At 60.4% G+C, this 20277-nt stretch carries 16 protein-coding genes; 9 read left to right on the top strand and 7 right to left on the bottom strand.

What is annotated here, in order from left to right; translation table 11 throughout:
- Window positions 1-272: 272 nt before the first annotated feature.
- Window positions 273-1295: a zinc-dependent alcohol dehydrogenase family protein gene (locus ACMYUN_RS00345; protein WP_039761544.1), complete on the bottom strand. Its 1023-nt coding sequence runs from the start codon at window positions 1293-1295 to the stop codon at window positions 273-275.
- A gap of 270 nt (window positions 1296-1565) precedes the next feature.
- On the opposite strand from ACMYUN_RS00345, the gene ACMYUN_RS00340 reads away from it, so the two are divergent.
- Window positions 1566-2480, top strand: coding sequence for a LysR family transcriptional regulator (locus ACMYUN_RS00340; protein ID WP_016774850.1), 915 nt, complete (start codon window positions 1566-1568; stop codon window positions 2478-2480).
- A 7-nt stretch (window positions 2481-2487) separates the two neighbouring features.
- On the opposite strand, the gene ACMYUN_RS00335 is transcribed toward ACMYUN_RS00340, so the two are convergent.
- The 3 genes from ACMYUN_RS00335 to gcvA all read right to left on the bottom strand — a co-directional run bounded on the left by ACMYUN_RS00335 (window position 2488) and on the right by gcvA (window position 5087).
- Window positions 2488-3249: an SDR family oxidoreductase gene (locus ACMYUN_RS00335; protein WP_415762385.1), complete on the bottom strand. Its 762-nt coding sequence runs from the start codon at window positions 3247-3249 to the stop codon at window positions 2488-2490.
- Window positions 3250-3278: 29 nt separating this feature from the next.
- On the bottom strand, window positions 3279-4106 hold the full coding sequence (locus ACMYUN_RS00330; RefSeq protein WP_039761547.1) for a DMT family transporter: 828 nt from the start codon (window positions 4104-4106) through the stop codon (window positions 3279-3281).
- A gap of 75 nt (window positions 4107-4181) precedes the next feature.
- Window positions 4182-5087, bottom strand: a complete 906-nt coding sequence (gene gcvA, locus ACMYUN_RS00325; RefSeq protein WP_415762384.1) for a transcriptional regulator GcvA — start codon at window positions 5085-5087, stop codon at window positions 4182-4184.
- Window positions 5088-5295: 208 nt separating this feature from the next.
- Between gcvA and ACMYUN_RS00320 the strand changes: the two genes are divergently transcribed.
- From ACMYUN_RS00320 to ACMYUN_RS00300, 5 genes are all read left to right on the top strand, one after another.
- Complete coding sequence (locus ACMYUN_RS00320; protein ID WP_415762382.1) at window positions 5296-5643, top strand: DUF4190 domain-containing protein; 348 nt, start codon at window positions 5296-5298, stop codon at window positions 5641-5643.
- 15 nt (window positions 5644-5658) lie between these two features.
- Window positions 5659-6111, top strand: a complete 453-nt coding sequence (locus ACMYUN_RS00315) for a DUF805 domain-containing protein (RefSeq protein WP_039761551.1) — start codon at window positions 5659-5661, stop codon at window positions 6109-6111.
- 274 nt (window positions 6112-6385) lie between these two features.
- A complete protein-coding gene (gene mexE / locus ACMYUN_RS00310; protein ID WP_415762381.1) occupies window positions 6386-7639 on the top strand; it encodes a multidrug efflux RND transporter periplasmic adaptor subunit MexE in 1254 nt (417 codons plus the stop codon).
- Window positions 7640-7654: 15 nt separating this feature from the next.
- Window positions 7655-10846, top strand: coding sequence for an efflux RND transporter permease subunit (locus tag ACMYUN_RS00305; protein ID WP_415762380.1), 3192 nt, complete (start codon window positions 7655-7657; stop codon window positions 10844-10846).
- Complete coding sequence (locus ACMYUN_RS00300; RefSeq protein WP_039761555.1) at window positions 10843-12264, top strand: efflux transporter outer membrane subunit; 1422 nt, start codon at window positions 10843-10845, stop codon at window positions 12262-12264. Before ACMYUN_RS00305 ends, ACMYUN_RS00300 begins: the two co-directional genes overlap by 4 nt.
- A 202-nt stretch (window positions 12265-12466) precedes the next feature.
- On the opposite strand, the gene ACMYUN_RS00295 is transcribed toward ACMYUN_RS00300, so the two are convergent.
- The 3 genes from ACMYUN_RS00295 to ACMYUN_RS00285 are packed head-to-tail and all read right to left on the bottom strand — an operon-like array spanning window position 12467 to window position 15747.
- Complete coding sequence (locus ACMYUN_RS00295) at window positions 12467-13396, bottom strand: biotin/lipoyl-binding protein (protein ID WP_415764009.1); 930 nt, start codon at window positions 13394-13396, stop codon at window positions 12467-12469.
- A 25-nt stretch (window positions 13397-13421) separates the two neighbouring features.
- A complete protein-coding gene (locus ACMYUN_RS00290; RefSeq protein WP_039761556.1) occupies window positions 13422-13622 on the bottom strand; it encodes a DUF1656 domain-containing protein in 201 nt (66 codons plus the stop codon).
- Complete coding sequence (locus ACMYUN_RS00285) at window positions 13612-15747, bottom strand: FUSC family protein (RefSeq protein WP_039761557.1); 2136 nt, start codon at window positions 15745-15747, stop codon at window positions 13612-13614. The genes ACMYUN_RS00290 and ACMYUN_RS00285 overlap by 11 nt, the downstream gene beginning before the upstream one ends.
- Window positions 15748-15917: 170 nt before the next feature.
- Between ACMYUN_RS00285 and ACMYUN_RS00280 the strand changes: the two genes are divergently transcribed.
- The 3 genes from ACMYUN_RS00280 to ACMYUN_RS00270 all read left to right on the top strand — a co-directional run bounded on the left by ACMYUN_RS00280 (window position 15918) and on the right by ACMYUN_RS00270 (window position 20276).
- Window positions 15918-16973 (top strand): tetratricopeptide repeat protein, encoded by a 1056-nt coding sequence (locus ACMYUN_RS00280; protein ID WP_415762378.1) that lies wholly within the window; start codon window positions 15918-15920, stop codon window positions 16971-16973.
- 133 nt (window positions 16974-17106) lie between these two features.
- Window positions 17107-18609 (top strand): ATPase domain-containing protein, encoded by a 1503-nt coding sequence (locus tag ACMYUN_RS00275; RefSeq protein WP_129999397.1) that lies wholly within the window; start codon window positions 17107-17109, stop codon window positions 18607-18609.
- Window positions 18606-20276 carry an ATP-binding protein gene (locus tag ACMYUN_RS00270; RefSeq protein WP_415762376.1) on the top strand — a complete coding sequence of 557 codons (1671 nt, stop codon included), beginning with the start codon at window positions 18606-18608 and terminating at the stop codon, window positions 20274-20276. The genes ACMYUN_RS00275 and ACMYUN_RS00270 overlap by 4 nt, the downstream gene beginning before the upstream one ends.
- The last annotated feature ends 1 nt before the right edge of the window (window position 20277 follow it).

Raw genomic sequence — 20277 nt, 5'->3', positions numbered from 1 at the left:
CCTACAGCAATTAAACAGAAATTGACGAAGCCAAGCGGGTTAGCCGTTTGATAATGCCGAGGACAAATTGAATGCACAGCCATAGCTCATTCCTTGAGATGAAAGTAATCATTCAATTATCAGCACTTGGAATACGATTAGAAGATACAGATGTCGAGCAAAAACCAGTTCAGTTGCTGAAGTGGTGAAGAGCGCGATAGCGGGAAAGGTTTACTGACTGGACAGAAATAAACAAAAAGAGTCCGTGAGGCCACGGACTCTGATGACTTGATTTACGCTGGCTCGACTTGCAGGGCAACCCGCTCGCGGCATGGGCATTCGTCCATGTAGCGATGTGCTTCGACGAACTCGTTGAACGCAAATACACGGGTCTTGAGCGGAAGCAGCACACGGTCTGCCGTCAACTGGTTGATGTCTCGCAATGCACGTTGCAGAGCGACGTGGTCCTGAACGATGCCCAGTTCAGGCTTGCCGGTAAAATTACCGATGCAGTGCACAAAGAACTGGATGTTCTTTTGGAACGCTGCACACGCCGGGAACGGGGTCTGATTACCACCCTGCAGGCCGTACAGCACCAGACTGCCGCGTGGTGCCAGCACATCGCCGAGCAAGGACATCTGCGGGCCGCCAAGACCATCGAACACCACATCGACGCCGCGGTTGTCGGTGATCTTGTTGATGCGCATCAACAGATCTTCCTCTTCGGTGACGATGACTTTCTCCGCACCGAGAGACAGCAGGTACTCGCGCTCCTCCGCCGATTTGGTCGCTGCGATCACTCGCACACCCAGCGCTTTGCCCAGTTGCACAAACGACGGGCCAGCGCAGTGGCTGGCGTCAGTGACCAGCGCAAATTGGCCGGGTTTGACTCGTGCCAGATCGGCATACGCGAAGTAGGCGATCAGCAGCGGCGTGTAATGCACGCTCGCTTCGATCGGGCTAAGCACATCCGGATAACGGGTCAGCGCCGTGCGGGGCAGGACGATCGACTCGCCGTAAACCGGATAGTCGTTCGGGCTTTCGGCCGGAAAACTGGCCACTTTGTCGCCGACGGACAGGTCGTCTACGTCAGCGCCCACCGCAGTGACGACGCCAGCCATTTCATGACCGAGGCCCGAAGGCAGACGTGCCTGGGACGAGGCCAGATTCTGACGCCACAGGGTGTCGTACCAACTGATGCCGATCGCCTCGACACGCACCTGCACTTCGCCAGGACCTGGCTGAGCAGCCGCATGCTCTTCGCATTTGAGCACCTCGGCTGGACCAAACTTGTGAAAACGGATCGTGCGGGACATCGCAAACCTCGTCAAAGTAACCTCTAATGCCATGAACTCTATCTGGGCTTTCGACCCAAGACCATCAGTGGCTATTAATAGTCGACATGCCTGTCATTGATTCCGCACCAAGGGCGGCATTGGCAAATTCCATGAAAAAAGGCCTGCCACCGTCGCAGTAAAGCTGAATTTTCCGGTGCAGAGTACCAGCCTTTCCCCGTAAGATTCATGCCGGCCATTGTTCTCATATGGTCGCCCTCGTCAAGTTTGATGACTCTGCCAGGACTCCAGATGAATCGTAATGACCTGCGTCGTGTCGACCTGAACCTGCTGATCGTGTTCGAAACATTGATGCACGAACGCAGTGTGACTCGGGCCGCGGAAAAATTGTTCCTCGGCCAACCGGCCATCAGCGCGGCGTTATCGCGCCTGCGCAGCCTGTTTGACGATCCTTTGTTTGTGCGCACCGGCCGCAGCATGGAACCCTCCGCGCGCGCGGTGGAAATCTTCGCCCTGCTCTCGCCTGCCCTCGATTCGATTTCTACAGCGGTGAGTCGTGCCGCCGATTTCGATCCGGCGACCAGCACCTCGGTATTCCGCATCGGTTTGTCCGACGACGTCGAATTCGCCCTGTTGCCGATGCTGCTCAAACGCCTGCGCGCCGAAGCGCCGGGCATCGTCCTCGTCGTGCGCCGGGTCAACTACATCCTGATGCCAGGCCTGCTGGCCTCCGGCGAGATTTCGATCGGCGTCAGCTACACCACCGACCTGCCGGCCAACGCCAAGCGCAAGGTCCTGCGCCGCAGCGCACCGAAGCTGCTGCGCGCCGACACCGTGCCGGGGCCGTTGAGCCTGGACGACTACTGCGCCCGACCGCACGCACTGGTGTCGTTCGCTGGCGACCTCAGTGGTTTCGTGGATGAAGAACTGGAAAAACTCGGACGCAAACGCCACGTCGTGCTGGCGGTACCGCAGTTCAACGGACTGGGCACGCTGCTGGCAGGCACCGACATCGTCGCGACCGTGCCGGATTACACGGCTGAGGCACTGACGGCAGCTGGCGGTCTGCGTGCTGAGGATCCGCCACTGCCGACGCGTACGTTTGAACTGCACATGGCCTGGCGTGGGTCGCAGGATAATGATCCGGGGGAGCGGTGGTTGAGGTCGCGGATTCAGATGTTTTTTGGCGATCCGGATAGCCTGTAGCCCGGACTTACTTGCCGCCAGTCACATCCAGAAAAGTACCCGTGACAAAGGAGGCCTCTGCGCTGGCCAGCCACAAGATGGCCCGCGCCACCTCTTCCGGCTGACCGCCCCGCCCCATCGGGATCGACTCCTTCACGCGATCCACCCGCCCCGGCTCGCCGCCGCTGGCGTGCATGTCGGTATAGATGTGTCCCGGGCGAATGCAGTTGACCCGGATTCCCTCCCGGGCCACTTCCTTGGCGAAGCCGATGGTGAAGGTTTCCAGTGCGCCTTTCGACGCTGCGTAGTCGACGTATTCATTGGGACTGCCCAGGCGCGCGGAGGCGGACGAAATATTGATCACCACGCCACCCGTTCCGCCGTGGCGCAGAGACATGCGCTTCACCGCCTGCTGCGCGCACAGGATCGGCCCCAGCGCATTGACCGCGAAGATGCGCTGCATGCGTTCGAAGCCCAGGTCTTCCATGCGGGACTGTTTCGCCAGAACGCCAGCGTTATTGACCAGCACGTCGATACGCCCGAATGACCGATCAATGGCCGAAAACAGTTCAGCAACCTGCTCGGGGTCAGCACTGTCGGCACGCACCGCGAGGCCTTTGCGTCCCAACGCTTCGATATCCGCCACCACCGCCAGCGCGGCGGACTCGCTGGCGACGTAGCTGATGACAACGTCGTAGCCTTGTGCTGCGGCGAGTCGGGCGGTGGCGGCGCCGACTCCGCGACTGCCGCCGGTGATCAGAATCAGCGGGACCTGCGAAACGTTATCCATGCGACGTTCTCCTGAGCAGTTGGGCTGTGTCAGCCGATGATGATGGCGCCGCTGGCGATGACCACGCACGCCAGCATCCTGCGGACGGTGAGCTTTTCACCGAGGAACAAATAGCCGAGCAATGCGGCAAACAAAACGCTGGTTTCGCGCAAGGCCGACACCGCGCCCAGTGGCGCTTCGCTCATTGCGTAGATAACGATTGCGTAGGCCAGCAACGAGACCAGGCCGCCGACCACAGCGGTCAGCATTCCGGGCCGTACGGAAAACAGACTGCGAGCATCGCGCAGGCCGATATACACCAGCGGCATGAGCACACCCCACAGGGCGCTCATCCAAACCGTGTAAGCCAGCGGCGCCCCCGACAGTCTGGCGCCAATGCCATCGACCACGCTGTAGGCGGCAATGAAACAACCGGTGCCCAGCGCATACGGCAGGCTCGGCACCGACAGGCTGCGTCCGCGAAAGGCCAGGGACATGATCCCGCCCGACACAAGGCCAATGCCGAGCAATTCGCCGGGGGTAATGGTTTCGCCGGCAAACAGCGCGGCGCCGAGGGTGATCAGCGCCGGCGACGAGCCACGGGAGATCGGATAGATCTGCCCAAGGTCACCGACCCGATAACTGCGCACCAGGAACAGGTTGTAGCCGACATGCAGCAGTGCCGAGAGCAGCGCATAACCCCAGCTCTCAGGTGCCGGCGGGCTCAAGAAAAGTGCGGCGACGGCGCAGACGATGGCGATGGCCACGCACATCATGGTCATGGACCAGAGCCGATCGGCGCCGCCGCGCAGCAGCGCGTTCCAGCTGGCGTGCAGGAGCGCGGCGAACAGAACCAGAAGTACGAGATGGATTGGCATGCGGCATTCTAGGCATCACTGGGATTGGCATTACAGCGAAGTTTCCTCATTGAGACATGAGTAAAAACTCATACCTCAACGCTGGGCGCTCCGCACCTTCAACGCCTCACCAAGTAACCATTCACGAAAATTGACGATATGTGGCTGTGCTTCGATGCCTTTGGGACAGACGAAATAGTAGGCCAGCGGCGAAGCGAACGGCACATCGAACAGCCTTACCAAGCGGCCGTCGCCGATTTCATTTTCGACATGCCCGCTGCGCACCAGCGCCACACCCTGGCCGAGCAATGCAGCTTCTACCGTCATATTGGTATCACCAAACCTGACGCCTTCGCGCAGCGGTAAAAACTCCAGCCCGACGGACTGAAACCACACCTCCCATTTCGGCGCCAACTCGGCGCCGTCGCGGATAAGTAACGGCATCTGCAGCAACTCCGCGGGACTGCCTGGCCTGCCGACGCGCTGCAGCAGTTCGGGGCTGGCCACGGGAAACACCTGTTCGCCGAACAGGAACTCCGAATACAGACCGGGGTAATTGCCCTTGCCCAAGCGGATTGCAACGTCCGCTTCGCCACTGGCGAAGTGGATGATCTTGTCCGTGGTATCCAGCGACACCAACAGCTCTGGGTGCAGGCGCGACAGATTCGGCAAGCGTGGCAGCAGCCACTTCAAGGCAAACGAATAAGTGGTGCTGACGGTCAGGCGAACCCTGTCCTTTTGCTCGCGCAGGTCCTCCAACGTTGCTTCGAGGCTGGTGAAAAATTCGCGCACGATCGGCGCCAGCGTCGCCCCCGCTGCAGTGAGGCGTAACGCCTTGCCGCGCTCGAACAACTGCAGCCCCCACAGATCCTCCAGGTGCCGGAGCTGATGACTGACGGCGCTCTGGGTCACGTGCAGTTCCTGAGCAGCAGCGGTGAATGTCGGATGTCGGGTGGCCACTTCAAAAGCACGCAGCGTCGCGGTTGGGGGCAGGTTTCGCATACAGAGGGGTTCCGGAGATTGGCGAAGGATCAGAGCATGAGTTTCCACTCATGTTAGAGCGAAGTGCCAATGTTTTCAGGCAGACGTACCAGGTCACGCTGCCATAACGCGTGATGGCAAAGAGCCGTGACAAATCGCGTAATAGAGATTAGATTACCGCCGCCCCGCCGATGGAGGGTCGGGCATTCGCATTCAGTTAAGGAAAACGATGGCAATGGTCTATTGTCGTGCTTGCGCCAAGGAGCTCCATGAGACGGCGCTCACCTGCCCCCAATGCGGGGCGAGCCAACAGGCCTTTGTGCCATCTTCGCAAGCCGGGATTCCCTGGCTGGCCATCGTTTCGCTGATCTTCGGAACTATCTGCGCTCTTACTCTGTTTGATGATTCCGATTGGGACTTCGAAACGATCCTCGGCGTCGGACTGTTCAGCGTGGCTGGTCTGGCTTGCGGCATCATCTGCATCAACGAAAACCACCCTGGAAGAAACCTCGCGATCGCCGGCATCCTATTGTCAGGTCTAACCGCGCTGCTTCTTTTCTGTCTATCGATCCAATAATTTTAGGGAAAAAATATGAGCATGGTTTACTGCCGCGGTTGCGCCAAGGAAATCAGTACGCTGGCGCTGGCGTGCCCTCAATGCGGCGCGCCTCAGGCAGCTCCGCAGGCCTACCCAAGCGGCCCTGCCATCACGACAGGCAACCCTTACCTTGAGGCGTTGAAGAATTACGCCGTGTTCAACGGTCGCGCCACCCGGCGTGAATACTGGTTGTTCTTCCTGATCAACATGGGCGTCGCGTTCGTGGTGGGCTTCATTGACGGCTTTGCCAACACCGGTGGCGTTCTGCAAGGCCTTTATAATCTGGCGCTGCTGATCCCGAGCATTGCCGTCGGCGTGCGCCGTATGCACGACACGGATCGCAGTGGCTGGTGGTTGCTGCTGCCTATCGTCAACATCGTTTTCCTCGCGCAGGACAGCCAGCCTGGGCCGAACCGCTTCGGTGCCAACCGCAAAGGCATCAACTGACACCACGGCAACACGCTGATCGGAACGGCCTTCATAGGCCGTTTCTGCATTTCTGGCCCAACGATTTTCGGTTGCAGTGAATCATTGCGAATCGCGCAACACAGAATTGCTTTGAAGCCGATTGATAGCTACCTAACGAAACGTGCATGCTAGAGGGCTGCCTCGGCTCTTATATCATTCCGAATGATAGTTACCTTTGCTTCATTCGATTCGTGCCATCACACCCGCGCCGAGCATCATCCGCCCATCTTCAATACTTCGGCGGATTGCATCCATGGAACAATCACTCAAACATTTGCGCTTCCCGTTGGCCATGCTGGCCGTACTGGTGATGAGCGCCTGCGGCAAAACTCCGGAGACTGCCGGCGCCCCGCCCGCTGCCAAAGTCAGCGTGGCCAAGGTGCTGGAACAACCGGTCAACGAGTGGGACGAATTTACCGGGCGCCTCGAAGCGCCGGAAACCGTTGAAATCCGCCCTCGGGTCTCGGGCCAGATCGATCAGGTCGCGTTCACCGAAGGCGCGCTGGTCAAGAAAGGCGACCTGCTGTTCCAGATCGACCCGCGCCCGTTCCAGGCCGAGGTACGCCGCCTCGAAGCGCTGGTCGCCCAGGCCCGCGCCACCGCCACTCGCAGTGAAAACGAAGCCGCTCGCGGTGAACGTCTGCGCACCAGCAACGCCATTTCCGCTGAACTGGCCGACTCGCGCACCAGCGCTGCCCAAGAGGCCCGCGCCGCCGTTGGTGCTCTGCAGGCACAACTGGACCTGGCCAAACTGAATCTGAGCTTCACCCGCGTGACCGCACCGATCAGTGGCCGCGTCAGCCGCGCCGAAATCACTGCCGGCAACCTGGTGACCGCCGACACCACCGCGCTGACCAGCGTCGTCTCCACCGACAAGGTCTACGCCTACTTCGATGCCGATGAACGCGTGTTCCTCAAATACACCCAACTGGCCCGCAACGGCCAGCGCGGCGCCACCACACCGGTGTACATGGGCCTGTCCAACGAGGACGGCAACCCGCACCTGGGCCAGATGAACTTCGTCGACAACCAGGTCAACCCGAAAACCGGCACCATCCGCGGTCGCGCTGTCTTCGACAACGCTGACGGCACCTACACCCCGGGTCTTTACGCTCGCTTGAAGCTGGTCGGCAGCGGCACCTACAACGCCATGCTGATCAACGATGAAGCCGTCGGTACCGACCTGGGCAAAAAATTCGTGCTGGTGATGGATGGCGACAACAAGACCGCCTACCGCGCCGTCGAACTGGGTCCGAAAATCGAAGGCCTGCGCATCGTCCGCAACGGTTTGAACAAAGATGACACGATCATCGTCAAGGGCTTGCAGCGAGTTCGTCCTGGCTCACCGGTCACCCCTGAAGTGGTTCCGATGGCCAGCGAGCAGACCCTCGCCGCCCTCGCTCAACAACGTCAAGCGCTGGAAGCCAGCAACCTGCCCAAAGTTGCCCCTGCCAAGGGCGCATCGGGTTCGGCTGCGAAGCTGGCTGCTACGACCCCACGCGGTTAAGGGACGACAACTCCGATGAATTTTTCCCAATTCTTCATTTCCCGGCCGATCTTCGCAGCGGTGCTGTCGCTGTTGATCCTGATCGCCGGTGCGATCTCGCTGTTCCAGTTGCCGATCAGCGAATACCCGGAAGTCGTGCCGCCGACCGTGGTCGTGCGTGCCAACTTCCCGGGCGCCAACCCCAAAGTCATCGGTGAAACCGTGGCCGCTCCTCTGGAGCAGGCGATCACCGGCGTCGAGAACATGCTGTACATGTCCTCGCAATCGACCGCTGACGGCAAAATCACCCTGACCATCACCTTCGCTCTGGGCACCGACCTGGATAACGCGCAGGTGCAGGTGCAGAACCGGGTGACCCGGACCGAGCCGAAGCTTCCCGAAGAAGTGACGCGCATCGGTATCACCGTCGACAAGGCTTCGCCAGACCTGACCATGGTTGTGCACTTGACCTCACCGGACAAGCGCTACGACATGCTCTACCTGTCCAACTACGCGATCCTCAACATCAAGGATGAGCTCGCTCGCCTCGGTGGTGTCGGTGACGTGCAGTTGTTCGGCATGGGCGACTATTCGCTGCGGGTCTGGCTCGACCCGAACAAGACCGCTTCGCGCAATCTGACCGCGACCGATGTGGTCACCGCGATTCGCGAGCAGAACCGTCAGGTCGCCGCCGGCCAATTGGGCGCGCCTCCTGCGCCGACCGCACAAAGCTTCCAGCTGTCGGTCAACACTCAGGGCCGTCTGGTTTCCGAGGAAGAGTTCGAGAACATCGTTATTCGCGCAGGGGACGACGGTGAGATCACTCGCCTGAAAGACATCGCGCGCATCGAACTGGGTTCCAGCCAATACGCCTTGCGTTCGTTGCTGAACAATCAGCCAGCGGTGGCGATTCCGATCTTCCAGCGTCCGGGCTCCAACGCCATCGACATTTCCAACGAAGTGCGCGGCAAGATGGAGGAGCTGAAGAAAGGCTTCCCGCAGGGCATGGACTACAGCATCGTGTATGACCCGACGATCTTCGTCCGTGGCTCGATCGAGGCAGTGGTTCACACCTTGTTCGAAGCGCTGATCCTCGTGGTGCTGGTGGTGATTCTGTTCCTGCAGACCTGGCGTGCTTCGATCATTCCGTTGGTGGCGGTGCCGGTATCGTTGATCGGTACATTTGCGGTCATGCACCTGTTCGGCTTCTCGCTCAACGCCCTGTCGCTGTTTGGTCTGGTACTGGCCATCGGTATCGTCGTCGACGACGCCATCGTGGTGGTGGAGAACGTCGAACGAAACATCGAGCTTGGATTGACGCCGGTCGAAGCAACCAAACGCGCTATGCGTGAAGTGACCGGGCCGATCGTGGCCACGGCACTGGTGCTGTGCGCGGTGTTTATCCCGGCGGCGTTCATTTCCGGCCTCACCGGGCAGTTCTACAAACAGTTCGCACTGACCATCGCGATCTCGACAGTGATCTCGGCGTTCAACTCGCTGACCCTGTCGCCAGCACTGGCCGCTGTCTTGCTGAAAAGCCACGACGCGCCGAAAGACCGCTTCTCGAAAGTGCTCGACAAGATTTTCGGTGGCTGGCTGTTCCGTCCGTTCAACCGTTTCTTCGACCGCGCCAGCCATGGCTACGTCGGTACCGTGCGCCGGGTCATCCGTAGCAGCGGCATCGCCCTGCTCCTGTATGCAGGCCTGATGGTGCTGACCTTCTTCGGTTTCTCCAGCACGCCGACTGGCTTCGTACCCGGCCAGGACAAGCAATACCTGGTGGCCTTCGCGCAACTGCCTGACGCCGCGAGCCTGGATCGCACCGAAGACGTGATCAAGCGCATGTCCGACCTCGCGCTGAAACAGCCGGGTGTGGAAAGCGCCGTAGCGTTCCCGGGCCTGTCGATCAACGGTTTCACCAACAGCCCGAACGCCGGCATCGTCTTCGTCACCCTGAAACCGTTCGACGAGCGTAAAGACCCGAGCATGTCCGCCGGCGCAATTGCCGGTGCCTTGAACGGCCAGTACGCGAACATTCAGGAAGCGTACATGGCGATCTTCCCGCCGCCGCCGGTACAAGGTCTGGGCACCATTGGTGGTTTCCGCCTGCAAATCGAAGACCGGGGCAACCTCGGCTACGACGAGCTGTACAAAGAAACCATGAACATCATCAACAAGAGCCACAACGTGCCGGAACTGGCCGGCCTGTTCACCAGCTACACCGTGAACGTGCCGCAGGTCGATGCCGCTATCGACCGTGAAAAAGCCAAGACCCACGGCGTGGCCGTCAGCGACATCTTCGACACCCTGCAGATCTACCTGGGTTCGCTGTATGCCAACGACTTCAACCGCTTCGGGCGCACCTATCAGGTCAACGTTCAGGCCGAGCAGCAGTTCCGCCTTGAGTCCGACCAGATCGGTCAGCTGAAAGTACGTAACAATAAAGGCGAAATGATTCCGCTGGCGACCTTCATCAAGGTCAGCGACACCTCGGGTCCGGATCGCGTGATGCACTACAACGGCTTTATCACCGCGGAAATCAACGGTGCAGCAGCTCCGGGCTACAGCTCTGGCCAGGCGGAAAAAGCCATCGAGAAACTGCTCAAGGAAGAACTTCCGAACGGCATGACCTACGAATGGACCGACCTGACCTACCAGCAGATTCTGTCCGGCAATACCGCGCTGTTCGTGTTCCCGCTCTGCGTACTGCTGGCGTTCCTGGTGCTCGCCGCACAATACGAAAGCTGGAGCCTGCCACTGGCGGTGATCCTGATCGTACCGATGACCCTGCTGTCGGCCATCACCGGTGTGATCATCTCCGGCGGTGACAACAACATCTTCACCCAGATCGGCTTGATCGTACTGGTGGGACTTGCCTGTAAAAACGCGATTCTCATCGTCGAGTTCGCCAAGGATAAACAGGAAGAAGGCCTCGACCCGCTCGCTGCGGTACTGGAAGCCTGCCGCCTGCGTCTGCGACCGATCCTGATGACCTCGTTCGCGTTCATCATGGGCGTGGTGCCACTGGTGTTCTCCAGTGGTGCCGGTGCCGAGATGCGTCACGCCATGGGTGTGGCCGTGTTCTCCGGGATGCTCGGGGTGACCTTCTTCGGTCTGCTGCTGACGCCAGTGTTCTACGTACTGATCCGTAACTTTGTCGAACGCGGCGAGCAGCGCAAAGCAGCCAAGGCGCACTCTCTTCAACAGTCACTGGAGGCGCAACAATGAGTCTGAAAGTCTTCCTGCCGAGTCTGCTGGTGCTGGCCCTCAGCGCCTGCGCCGTCGGCCCCGACTACAAGACCCCAGCCACGGAGGCGGCCAATATTACGACCGCCACCGACGGCGCCGCCGGACAAAAGAACTTCGACCGTTCGAAATTCGAAGGCATCTGGTGGCAGCAATTCGACGATCCGACCCTGAACCAGTTGGTGAGCCAGTCGCTGCAAGGCAACCGTGAGCTGCGCGTGGCGTTCGCCCGCTGGAAAGCCGCTCGCGCGATCCGCGACGACGCCAGCAACGACGCGATGCCGACCATCACCAGCCGCGCCAGCAGTGACCTGGGCAAGGGCCAGATTCCCGGCCAGACCACCGACCGGGTCAATAGCGAACGCTATGACCTCGGCCTGGACATGGCCTGGGAGCTCGACCTGTTCGGCCGTATCCAGCGCAATCTGGAAGCCAGCGACGCCGACCAGCAAGCCGCCGAAGCCGATCTGTATCAGCTGCAAGTCACCATGATTGCCGAACTGGTCGACGCCTACGGTCAACTGCGCGGCGCTCAGCTGCGAGAAAAAATCGCCGTGGCCAACCTGAACAACCAGCAGGAGTCGCGCAAGATCACCATCAGCCTGCGTGACGCCGGCGTCGGTGATCAGCTTGATGTCGAGCGCGCCGATGCGCGTCTGGCCAACGTCGAAGCCACCGTGCCGCAGTTGCAGGCGGAACAGGTTCGGCAGAAAAACCGTATCGCCACCCTGCTCGGCGAACGCCCGGACAAACTGACCGTCGACCTGAGCCCGAAAGATCTGCCGGCCATCGCCAAGGCACTGCCGATCGGTGATCCGGGTGAACTGCTGCAACGTCGTCCGGACATCCTCAGCGCCGAGCGGCAACTGGCTTCGGCCACTGCGCGCATCGGCGTGGCCAAAGCCGATCTGTTCCCCCGGGTCAGCCTCAGCGGCTTCCTCGGCTGGACCGCCGGGCGTGGTTCGCAGATCGGTTCTTCGGCGGCCAACGCCTGGGCGCTCGGCCCAAGCATCACCTGGGCTGCGTTTGACCTTGGCAGCGTCCGCGCTCGTTTGCGCGGCGCCGACGCCGATGCCGAAGGCGCCCTGGCCAACTACGAGCAACAAGTGCTGTTGGCCCTGGAAGAATCGGAAAACGCCTTCAGCGATTACGGCAAGCGTCAGCAACGCCTGATCTCGCTGATCCGTCAGAGCGAATCCAGCCGAAAGGCCGCTGATCTGGCGGAAATTCGCTACCGCGAAGGCACCACCGACTTCCTCGTCCTGCTCGACGCCCAACGTGAGCGCCTGAACGCCGAAGACAGTCAGGCCCAGGCCGAAGTCGAGCTGTATCGCGGCATCGTCGCGATCTACAAGGCCCTCGGCGGTGGCTGGCAACCGGAGACAGTCGCCAGCAAGTAAAGGTTGTTAAAGAGCTCCTTTGGTTGGCCGCAACCAACCAATTTTTTTGCCCCGCGTATCATTCGGTCGCGGGGTTTTTTTATGCCTGTTTGCAGCACTGGGATTTTTTGTGGGAGCGAGCCTGCTCGCGAAAGCGTCAGGTCAGACATATTTGCGGTGGCTGATAATCCGCCTTCGCGAGCAGGCTCGCTCCCACAGGGGATCAGCGGTGATCCTCCAGGACGGTGACGGTGGCGGTTGTCCCGGCGCGCAAGCGATTCTTGCCGGCGAAGTCACCATCAATGCCAATGCGCACCGGCACCCGTTGCGCCAGTTTCACCCAGGTGTAACTCGGGTTGATGTTCGCCAGAAGTCGACTCCCCGGCGCGTTCTCGCGGTCGGCAATGGCGAAGGCGATGCTTTCGACCGTGCCGCCGAAACGCTCACCGCTCATCAACTGAATGCGCACCCGGTCACCCTCTTCGATTCGCGGCAGCTTGGTTTCTTCGAAATAACCGCTGACGTAGAACGAATCGCTGTCGACCAGCGCCAGAAGGGCACCGCCCGCCTGCGCGTAATCACCCTGGCGGGTCAGCAGGTTGGTGACATAACCGCTGACCGGCGATTCGACGCGGGTACGCTGCAAGTCCAGTTCGGCTTGAGTCAGCGCGGCAATCGCCAACTGCACATTGGCTTCGGCCAGCCCAAGGTTGGCCTGATTGCGCAACAGATCCGCCTGCGCCACCGCCACGTCGGTGCTGGATTTCTCCCATTCCTCACCGGAAATCGCAAAGCCCTGCTTCAAGGTACGTCGGCGGCGCTCCTCGCTCTGACGCTGTTTGAGCAACGCTTCACTGGCAACAATCGCGGCCTGCGATTGCCCCAGCGAAGCCTTGGACACTTCCACCGAACGCCGGGCATGTTCGACCGCCAGTTGATAGCGCGCCGGATCGATTTCCAGCAATAACTGACCCTTGTCGACATGCTGGTTGTCCTGCACCGCCAGTTTGACGATACGCCCCGAGACATCCGCCGACAGCGTCACCACATCCGCTCTCACCCGGGCATCCCGAGTCCATGGCGCCCGGGTGTAATACTCCCAGGCGAACCAGCCGAGGACGATCGCCAGGATCACCACTGCCACGGTCATCATTCGTGCAACTAGTGCTTTCAAGACATCAGGCTCCCATCAACAGAATCAGCGTGGCGCAGACACAGGCATACAGCGCGCCTTCGAACAGAGCTTCATGCCAGACCAGGCGCAGTACGCCCAGGCGCCGCAGACACCAGTCCAGCAGCATGAAAATCGGGATGGCCAGTAACAGCGCCTGCGCAATGGGCGGCAGATAGACCCCGCCAATCTCGAAATCAATGAGCAAGTTGCGGTTCTCCTTGCAGAGCTTGAGGTTGCAGATACTCGCCGTGGCGTTCTAGGAACGACACGACGATCAGCAGCGCCACGCGCATACGGAACACTGACCATAAATGTTCATGACTGGCGGCGTGCAACTCGTCCAGCTCTTCACCGAGTTCGTGCAGCGTGTCCAGCAGCGCAGCGAGCTGCACATCGCCGCGTCCGGCAACCAGGCGACCGGTTTTGCGTAACGCCGATGCCAGGCGCTGGCTGAACGCTTCGGTGAGCAACCCATTGTGCAAAGCCTGTTGCCGCAACTGATGCATCGCCACGCCCAAGGCCACGCATGCCAGACTGATTTCGTACAAGCGCTGCATGGTGCGATCGTTCGCCGCGGGCAGTAGGCCGAGCAGGCTGGTCAGGCGATCGGTCATCCGACTCTCGAAGGCGAATTGTTGTTCATCGGTCGCCGGCATTTTGCTCAGTTGATACACCTGCTCCCGCGCTTCGCCGTACAAGCGGCGAATGCGCAAGTCCGGGCGGAACGGAAAGATCAGTGCATAGACGATCAGGGCCAGCATCGCTGCACTGACATAAGCGCCGGCGAATTCGAACCATTGGATCGCCGTGTTCTGCCCGGTGCCGGTATTTTGCGGTCCAAGCATGAGAAAGCTGGACAGGCCAAGGCCCATGCCGATCCCCGCGGTGGCCGGACTGGAAATACCCACGGCAATGGCATACAGCAGCGGCGCCAACAGCAAGGCGAGCAGCTCGAAATCACTGATCGCCGGCACCAGCATGAATTGATAGAACGCCGACACCACCAGCGCCAGGCCCAAGCCACGGGCATAGCTTTGCGCGGCCATCAGCGGGCGCGGGAAGGTCGCCATCAGCGAGCAGAGAATCCCCACCAGAATCATCCCGCCACGCGCGCCATCCCACGCCGTTTCGATCCAGATCAAGCCGCTGACCAACAGCGCGGTAAAGGCGCGAATGGCATTCATCGAGGCCAAGGTGAAATCCAGATGCAAAGGACTGCTCTGCCCGCGATAAAGACAACTGGCCGGGCGGCCTTCCTGAATGGCGTCACTCAGTTCGAGAATCTGCTCCAGTTGCTGCAGCAGCCGCGCCTGCTCCCAACGTAGCGCCCAGGCCAGTGAACGCAGGGTCGCGCTCATGTTCTCGGTCTGCTGCTCAGCCTTGTACGCCAACGCTTCGAACTGTTGCTGCAAAGTGACGAAACGTTGCCGATCGGCACCAGACAGCGCGCGGCCCTGTTGCGCCAACTGCTCAAGCAATGCCAGTTCTTCGGCACGCAGTTGCTGGACCTCCAGCGGCAGATCGCCCTCCCAGCGCTCGATGAGCAACTCACGTTGATGACGCAGCGCGGTCAGTCGCGAAGTGAGCAGCATCAGTTGATTGCCGAGCAGCAATACCAGGTTGTCGGCACTGCGCAGACGTGGGGCATCGAAATACAAATGGCGCCGCAATCCTTCCAGGGCGCTGATCTCACCGAGCAGTTGCATCTGTCGCCGCTGGAAATCGGCTTCGCTTTCTTCCGTGCGAAGCACCTCGGCGGCGTGGCTGGCGGCCAGTCTGATCACCTGATCGACCTTGGCGAAATAACCTTTGGCCACGGCTTCCGGGCGCGCCGTGAGCAAACTGACCACGCAGACGCAGGCCACCGCGAGCAACGTTTCGGTGACACGCGTAACCGCGAGCAGAAACGTGCCGTCCTGATCGGGAATCGCCAGCAAGGCCACGACCACAGCGGTGTAACCGCTGAGCACGAACGCCTGGGAACTGGTGTAGCGCAACAACGTGCCGCCCGCTGTGCACAGCGCCAGCCACAACGCCAGCGTGGTGATGAACGGCAGTGGCGCCTGAGGAAAAATCGCCATGATGACCACTGCCACGGCCGCGCCCACGGTGGTGCCGATCACCTGGCCGAAACTGCGTGCCAGCGCCATCCCTGCCAATGGCTGGCTGACAATGACCACCGCCATGATCGACCACTTCGGCTGTTCAAGATCGAAGATGAACGCCAGATACAGGGTCAACAGCCCGGCGGCAATGGTCCGCAGGGCAAACAGCAAAACAGCCTGACCGGGATGGATCAAAGCCTTGAAATAGGTGAACAGCGCTGACATGGGCACACTCTTTAAAACGACTTCAGCAAGCGTAGACATTGCCACAAAAGCCTGACGGATTTCACAGTCGACACGTGTCGTAGGACGATTCGCTGGCAAGGGTTTGACTCATGCGCCAAGCTGACCGAAGCTTGCCGCTCTGCTCAAGTTCGAAGCTTTCGGAAACCCGCATGACTCAGTCCCGCCGCAACCTGCTGATCGGCCTAGGCCTCGTACTGATCCTCGGCGTCGTCTGGCTGTCCTGGCGCAGCAGCACACCGACCATCCCCGACGCTATCAAACATGGCTACAGCGAAGCGCTGAACGCTGCACGCACCGGTGAACCCGGAGCAGCGCGCCAGTTGTACCAGCAATTGGGCCGCCCTGACATCTCGATCAAGCGCCGGGTCTGGCTGCATGCCGAGCTGGCTAATTATCCCAGCCCGCAGGCGCTGAAACTGGCTGACATCGACTTGCACCACGAAGCGCCGCAAGTTCGCGTCGCAGCGATCAAAAGCATCGTCGGTCTGGTGCCCAACGGGCAGCGCAGTCTGCTGCTCGGACCGTTGCTCGACGATGAAGAACAAACTGTCCGTTTTGCCGCGATCAACGCCCTGCTCGGCCTGAGCCCGGATGAGTTGGGTTTGTATTTTGCACCGCTGCAGCAGGCCATTGACGGCTGGCAGCAGACCCTCGAGAGCCAGCCAGAAAGCGCTGCCAACCATGCGCAATTGGCACGCTTGTATATTCACAACGCCGAATACAAACAGGCCCGAGAGGCGCTGGACAATACGTTGCGCCTGGAACCCGGCAACCTGCCGGCGCTGGTCATGCAGATTGATGTTCTCGACCGCCAGGGCCAGAGCGATGCTGCCCGCCAGTTGCTCGCGCAACAGCTCAAGGCGCAACCTGATTCAGCCTATCTGCAACATGCCCTCGGCCTGTGGCTGCTGCACCACGGCCAGCGTGAATATGCCCTGCTCGGCCTGTCCAAAGCGGTCGAGCTGGAACCGGACAACAAGGATTATCGCTACGACCTCGCCACTACCCTGCACAGCGCTGAAGAACTGGAAGCGGCGCAGAAACAATTGCAGGAAATCGTCCAGCGCCACCCAGCGGATCGCAAGGCGCGGGTGTTGCTGATCAACTATTGGAAGGAAAGCGGCCAGTTGCAGAATGTACAGATTCTGCTGGCGCAACTGGAACAGCTGAATCCGGACGACCCAGCCCTGCAACAAGGTCTTTAATCAAGGTAAAGCGGGTGCAATCAACCGCCTGTCGAAAGAAAAAGCGGAACCGTGATCATGCCCTGAGGTCAAGTTATTCAGGCGGCTCACCTAAACCAGCCGCCGGATTACCCTAGTCATAAGAGGGCGTTTTTTGACTACATCAAACGAGTTGATCAGTGCGAAAGCTGCCGTCGGCATCGCGGGTCTGGATGACATCCTCGCCGGTGGCCTGTCTCGCGGCCATGTGTTTTTGCTCGAGGGGGAACCCGGGACCGGCAAAACCACCGTGGCTCTGCACTTCCTGCGCGCCGGTGCGCTGGCCGGGGAACGCTGCCTGTACATCACTCTCTCGGAGACCGAGAAAGAACTGCGTCAAGGTGCACTCTCCCATGGCTGGGAGCTGAACGAGAACATCAAGATCTTCGAACTGACGCCTCCAGAAAGCCTGCTGAACGCCGAGCATCAGCAAAGCCTGCTGTACTCTTCGGACCTTGAGCTGGGTGAGGCGACCAAGCAGATTTTTGAAGTGGTCGAACGCTTCAAGCCGACCCGCGTCGTGCTCGACAGCCTCTCGGAAATCCGCCTGCTGGCGCAGAGTTCCCTGCGCTATCGGCGACAGATTCTGGCGATCAAGCACTACTTTGTGCGTTATGACGCCACGGTCCTGCTGCTCGACGACCTGACCACCGAATCCCTTGACAAAACCGTCCACAGTGTCGCCCACGGCGTGATTCGCCTTGAGGAACTGACGCCGAGCTACGGTGCCGAGCGTCGTCGGGTGCGCGTGGTCAAGTATCGCGGGCAAAAATACCGTGGCGGTTTCCACGATTTCACCATCATGGGTGACGGCGTCCACGTCTTCCCACGCCTGGTGGCGGCGGAGCATCGCGGCGACTACGCACGACTGCAGTTGTCCAGCGGCATCCCGCAAATGGACGCGCTGCTAGGCGGCGGTATCGAGACCGGTTCCAGCACGCTGATTCTTGGCCCGGCCGGTACCGGCAAATCGCTGATTTCGATGATCTTCGCGGCCGCTGCGGTGGCTCGAGGCGAAAAAGCCGCACTGTTCATCTTCGATGAAGAGCTGGGCTTGCTGTTCGAGCGCATGCGCCACATCGGTATCGACCTCAAAGCCTTGCAGGCGACCGGCAATCTGCTGATCGAACAGGTCGACGCCGCCGAACTGTCACCCGGGGAGTTGTCCCATCGCGTGCGCCGTTGCGTCGACGAGCGCGACATCAAGACCGTGGTTATCGACAGCATCAACGGCTACCAGGCAGCGATGCCGGAAGAGAACGCGTTGGTCCTGCACATGCATGAGCTGCTGCTGTACCTCAACCGCAAAGGCGCGGCGACCTTCATGACAGTGGCTCAGCACGGTCTGGTCGGCGATATGCAGGCGCCGGTCGATATCACTTACTTGGCCGACACGGTGATTCTGTTGCGTTACTTCGAGGCTCTCGGCAAAGTCCGGCGGGCCATTTCGATCATCAAGAAACGCACCGGCAACCATGAATCGACCATCCGTGAATACCGGATTTCTTCGCGCGGCATGACCATCGGCCAACCGCTCGAATCCTTCCAGGGCGTGCTGCGGGGCGTGCCGACCTACATGGGCACGGGTAATCCGCTGCTCGAGGATGAAAGCTTGTGACGGTCAACCCTACGCTGGCCGAACGGGTCTTGATTCTGGCGCCCATGGGGCGCGACAGTCAGATCGCGTTGATGATTCTCAACGAAGCCGGTTACGGCGGCATGGTGGCGCCGAATCTCGGCGCGCTGCGCACCGAACTGGAGGTCGGTGCGGGGCTGCTGCTGATTGCTGTTGAAGCATTGCGCGGTCCGGAACTGGAAGCGCTTATTGCCTACCTCGACCAACAGCCGGCGTGGTCGGACATGCCCATTGTGCTGCTGACCCACCACGGCGGCGAAGAACAGGGGCCGCCGTCACGCCTCAGTGCACTGCTGGGCAACGTGACTTTTCTAGAGCGTCCTTTCCATCCGGCGACGCTGGTCAGCCTGGTTTCTGCCGCCCTGCGCGGGCGGCGACGACAATATGAAGCGCGCGATCGGCTGATCGACCTGAGTGAAAGCGAGCGACGCCTGCAATCGACCCTGGAAACCCTTGAGCAACAAGTCGAAGAGCGCACCGCCCAACTTCGTCACAACGAAGAAGCGCTGCGCCAATCGCAGAAAATGGAAGCGGTCGGCCAACTCACCGGTGGCATCGCTCACGACTTCAACAACATGCTTACCGGCATCATCGGTAGCCTGGAACTGCTGCGCCGGCGTCTGGCCAGAGGACGGACCGAGGATCTCGACAGCCTGATCGACCTCGGCGTGACTTCCGCCAACCGCGCCGCCGGCCTGACTCATCGCTTGCTGGCGTTCTCTCGCCGCCAGTCCCTCGACCCGAAAGCCGTGCAAATGAATACGCTGGTGCTGTCGATGGGCGAACTGCTGCAACGCAGCCTCAATGAAAGCATTCATCTGGAGATGCGCCTGGATGACGACCTCTGGGTTGCCGAAGCGGATCCCAATCAACTGGAAAGTGCCCTGCTCAACCTGGTTATCAACGCCCGCGATGCCATGCCCGAGGGCGGCAAACTGGTGGTGGAAACCAGCAATCAGGTGCTGCATAGCGATTTCACTGCGGCCTACAGCAATCTGGAGCCGGGCGATTACGTGATGCTCAGCGTCACCGACAACGGCAGCGGCATGCCGCAGAGTGTGGTCAGCCGTGCCTTCGATCCGTTTTTCACCACCAAGCCGATCGGCCAAGGCACCGGGCTGGGCCTGTCGATGATCTATGGCTTCAGCAAGCAATCTCGCGGGCATGTCTCGATCGACAGTGAAGTCGACCAAGGAACCACGGTAAAACTTTACCTGCCGCGTTTCCGTGGTGAAGAAATGGAAATTCCCGTCTCGGATTCGCAGCAGGCTCCGTACGCGATGGATGGCGAAACCGTGCTCATCGTCGAAGACGACCCGGCAGTGCGCGTGCTGGTCAGCGCCGTGCTCAGTGAGTTGGGTTATGCCTTCGTGGAAGCCAGTGATGCGGACGGCGCCATGCCAATCCTCAACTCAACGCAGCGCATCGATCTGCTGATTAGCGACGTCGGTCTGCCCGGCATGAACGGTCGGCAATTGGCGGAGGTCGGCCGGCAATACCGACCAGGTCTGAAAGTGTTGTTCATCACCGGCTATGCCGAGCACGCGGCGGTGCGCGGAGGCTTCCTCGACTCGGGGATGCAAATGATCACCAAGCCCTTCACTTTTGATCTGCTCACCGCCAAGGTGCGCGAGATGATCAACAGCTGAA

The sequence above is a fragment of the Pseudomonas sp. CP4 genome, assembly GCF_047758505.1.
GTDB lineage: Bacteria > Pseudomonadota > Gammaproteobacteria > Pseudomonadales > Pseudomonadaceae > Aquipseudomonas > Aquipseudomonas fluorescens_AO.
Note: the sequence above shows the minus strand (reverse complement) of the source record. Positions and strands in the feature narration are given on the sequence as shown.

Bases quoted from the DNA above. Each gene is read 5' to 3' on its own strand.
- ACMYUN_RS00345 (WP_039761544.1), bottom strand. From the start codon at position 1,295: ATGTCCCGCACGATCCGTTTTCACAAGTTTGGTCCAGCCGAGGTGCTC.
- gcvA (WP_415762384.1), bottom strand. From the start codon at position 5,087: ATGCGAAACCTGCCCCCAACCGCGACGCTGCGTGCTTTTGAAGTGGCC.
- ACMYUN_RS00315 (WP_039761551.1), top strand. From the start codon at position 5,659: ATGAGCATGGTTTACTGCCGCGGTTGCGCCAAGGAAATCAGTACGCTG.
- ACMYUN_RS00330 (WP_039761547.1), bottom strand. From the start codon at position 4,106: ATGCCAATCCATCTCGTACTTCTGGTTCTGTTCGCCGCGCTCCTGCAC.
- ACMYUN_RS00320 (WP_415762382.1), top strand. From the start codon at position 5,296: ATGGCAATGGTCTATTGTCGTGCTTGCGCCAAGGAGCTCCATGAGACG.
- ACMYUN_RS00285 (WP_039761557.1), bottom strand. From the start codon at position 15,747: ATGTCAGCGCTGTTCACCTATTTCAAGGCTTTGATCCATCCCGGTCAG.
- ACMYUN_RS00305 (WP_415762380.1), top strand. From the start codon at position 7,655: ATGAATTTTTCCCAATTCTTCATTTCCCGGCCGATCTTCGCAGCGGTG.
- ACMYUN_RS00300 (WP_039761555.1), top strand. From the start codon at position 10,843: ATGAGTCTGAAAGTCTTCCTGCCGAGTCTGCTGGTGCTGGCCCTCAGC.
- ACMYUN_RS00335 (WP_415762385.1), bottom strand. From the start codon at position 3,249: ATGGATAACGTTTCGCAGGTCCCGCTGATTCTGATCACCGGCGGCAGT.
- ACMYUN_RS00280 (WP_415762378.1), top strand. From the start codon at position 15,918: ATGACTCAGTCCCGCCGCAACCTGCTGATCGGCCTAGGCCTCGTACTG.
- mexE (WP_415762381.1), top strand. From the start codon at position 6,386: ATGGAACAATCACTCAAACATTTGCGCTTCCCGTTGGCCATGCTGGCC.
- ACMYUN_RS00340 (WP_016774850.1), top strand. From the start codon at position 1,566: ATGAATCGTAATGACCTGCGTCGTGTCGACCTGAACCTGCTGATCGTG.
- ACMYUN_RS00295 (WP_415764009.1), bottom strand. From the start codon at position 13,396: ATGATGACCGTGGCAGTGGTGATCCTGGCGATCGTCCTCGGCTGGTTC.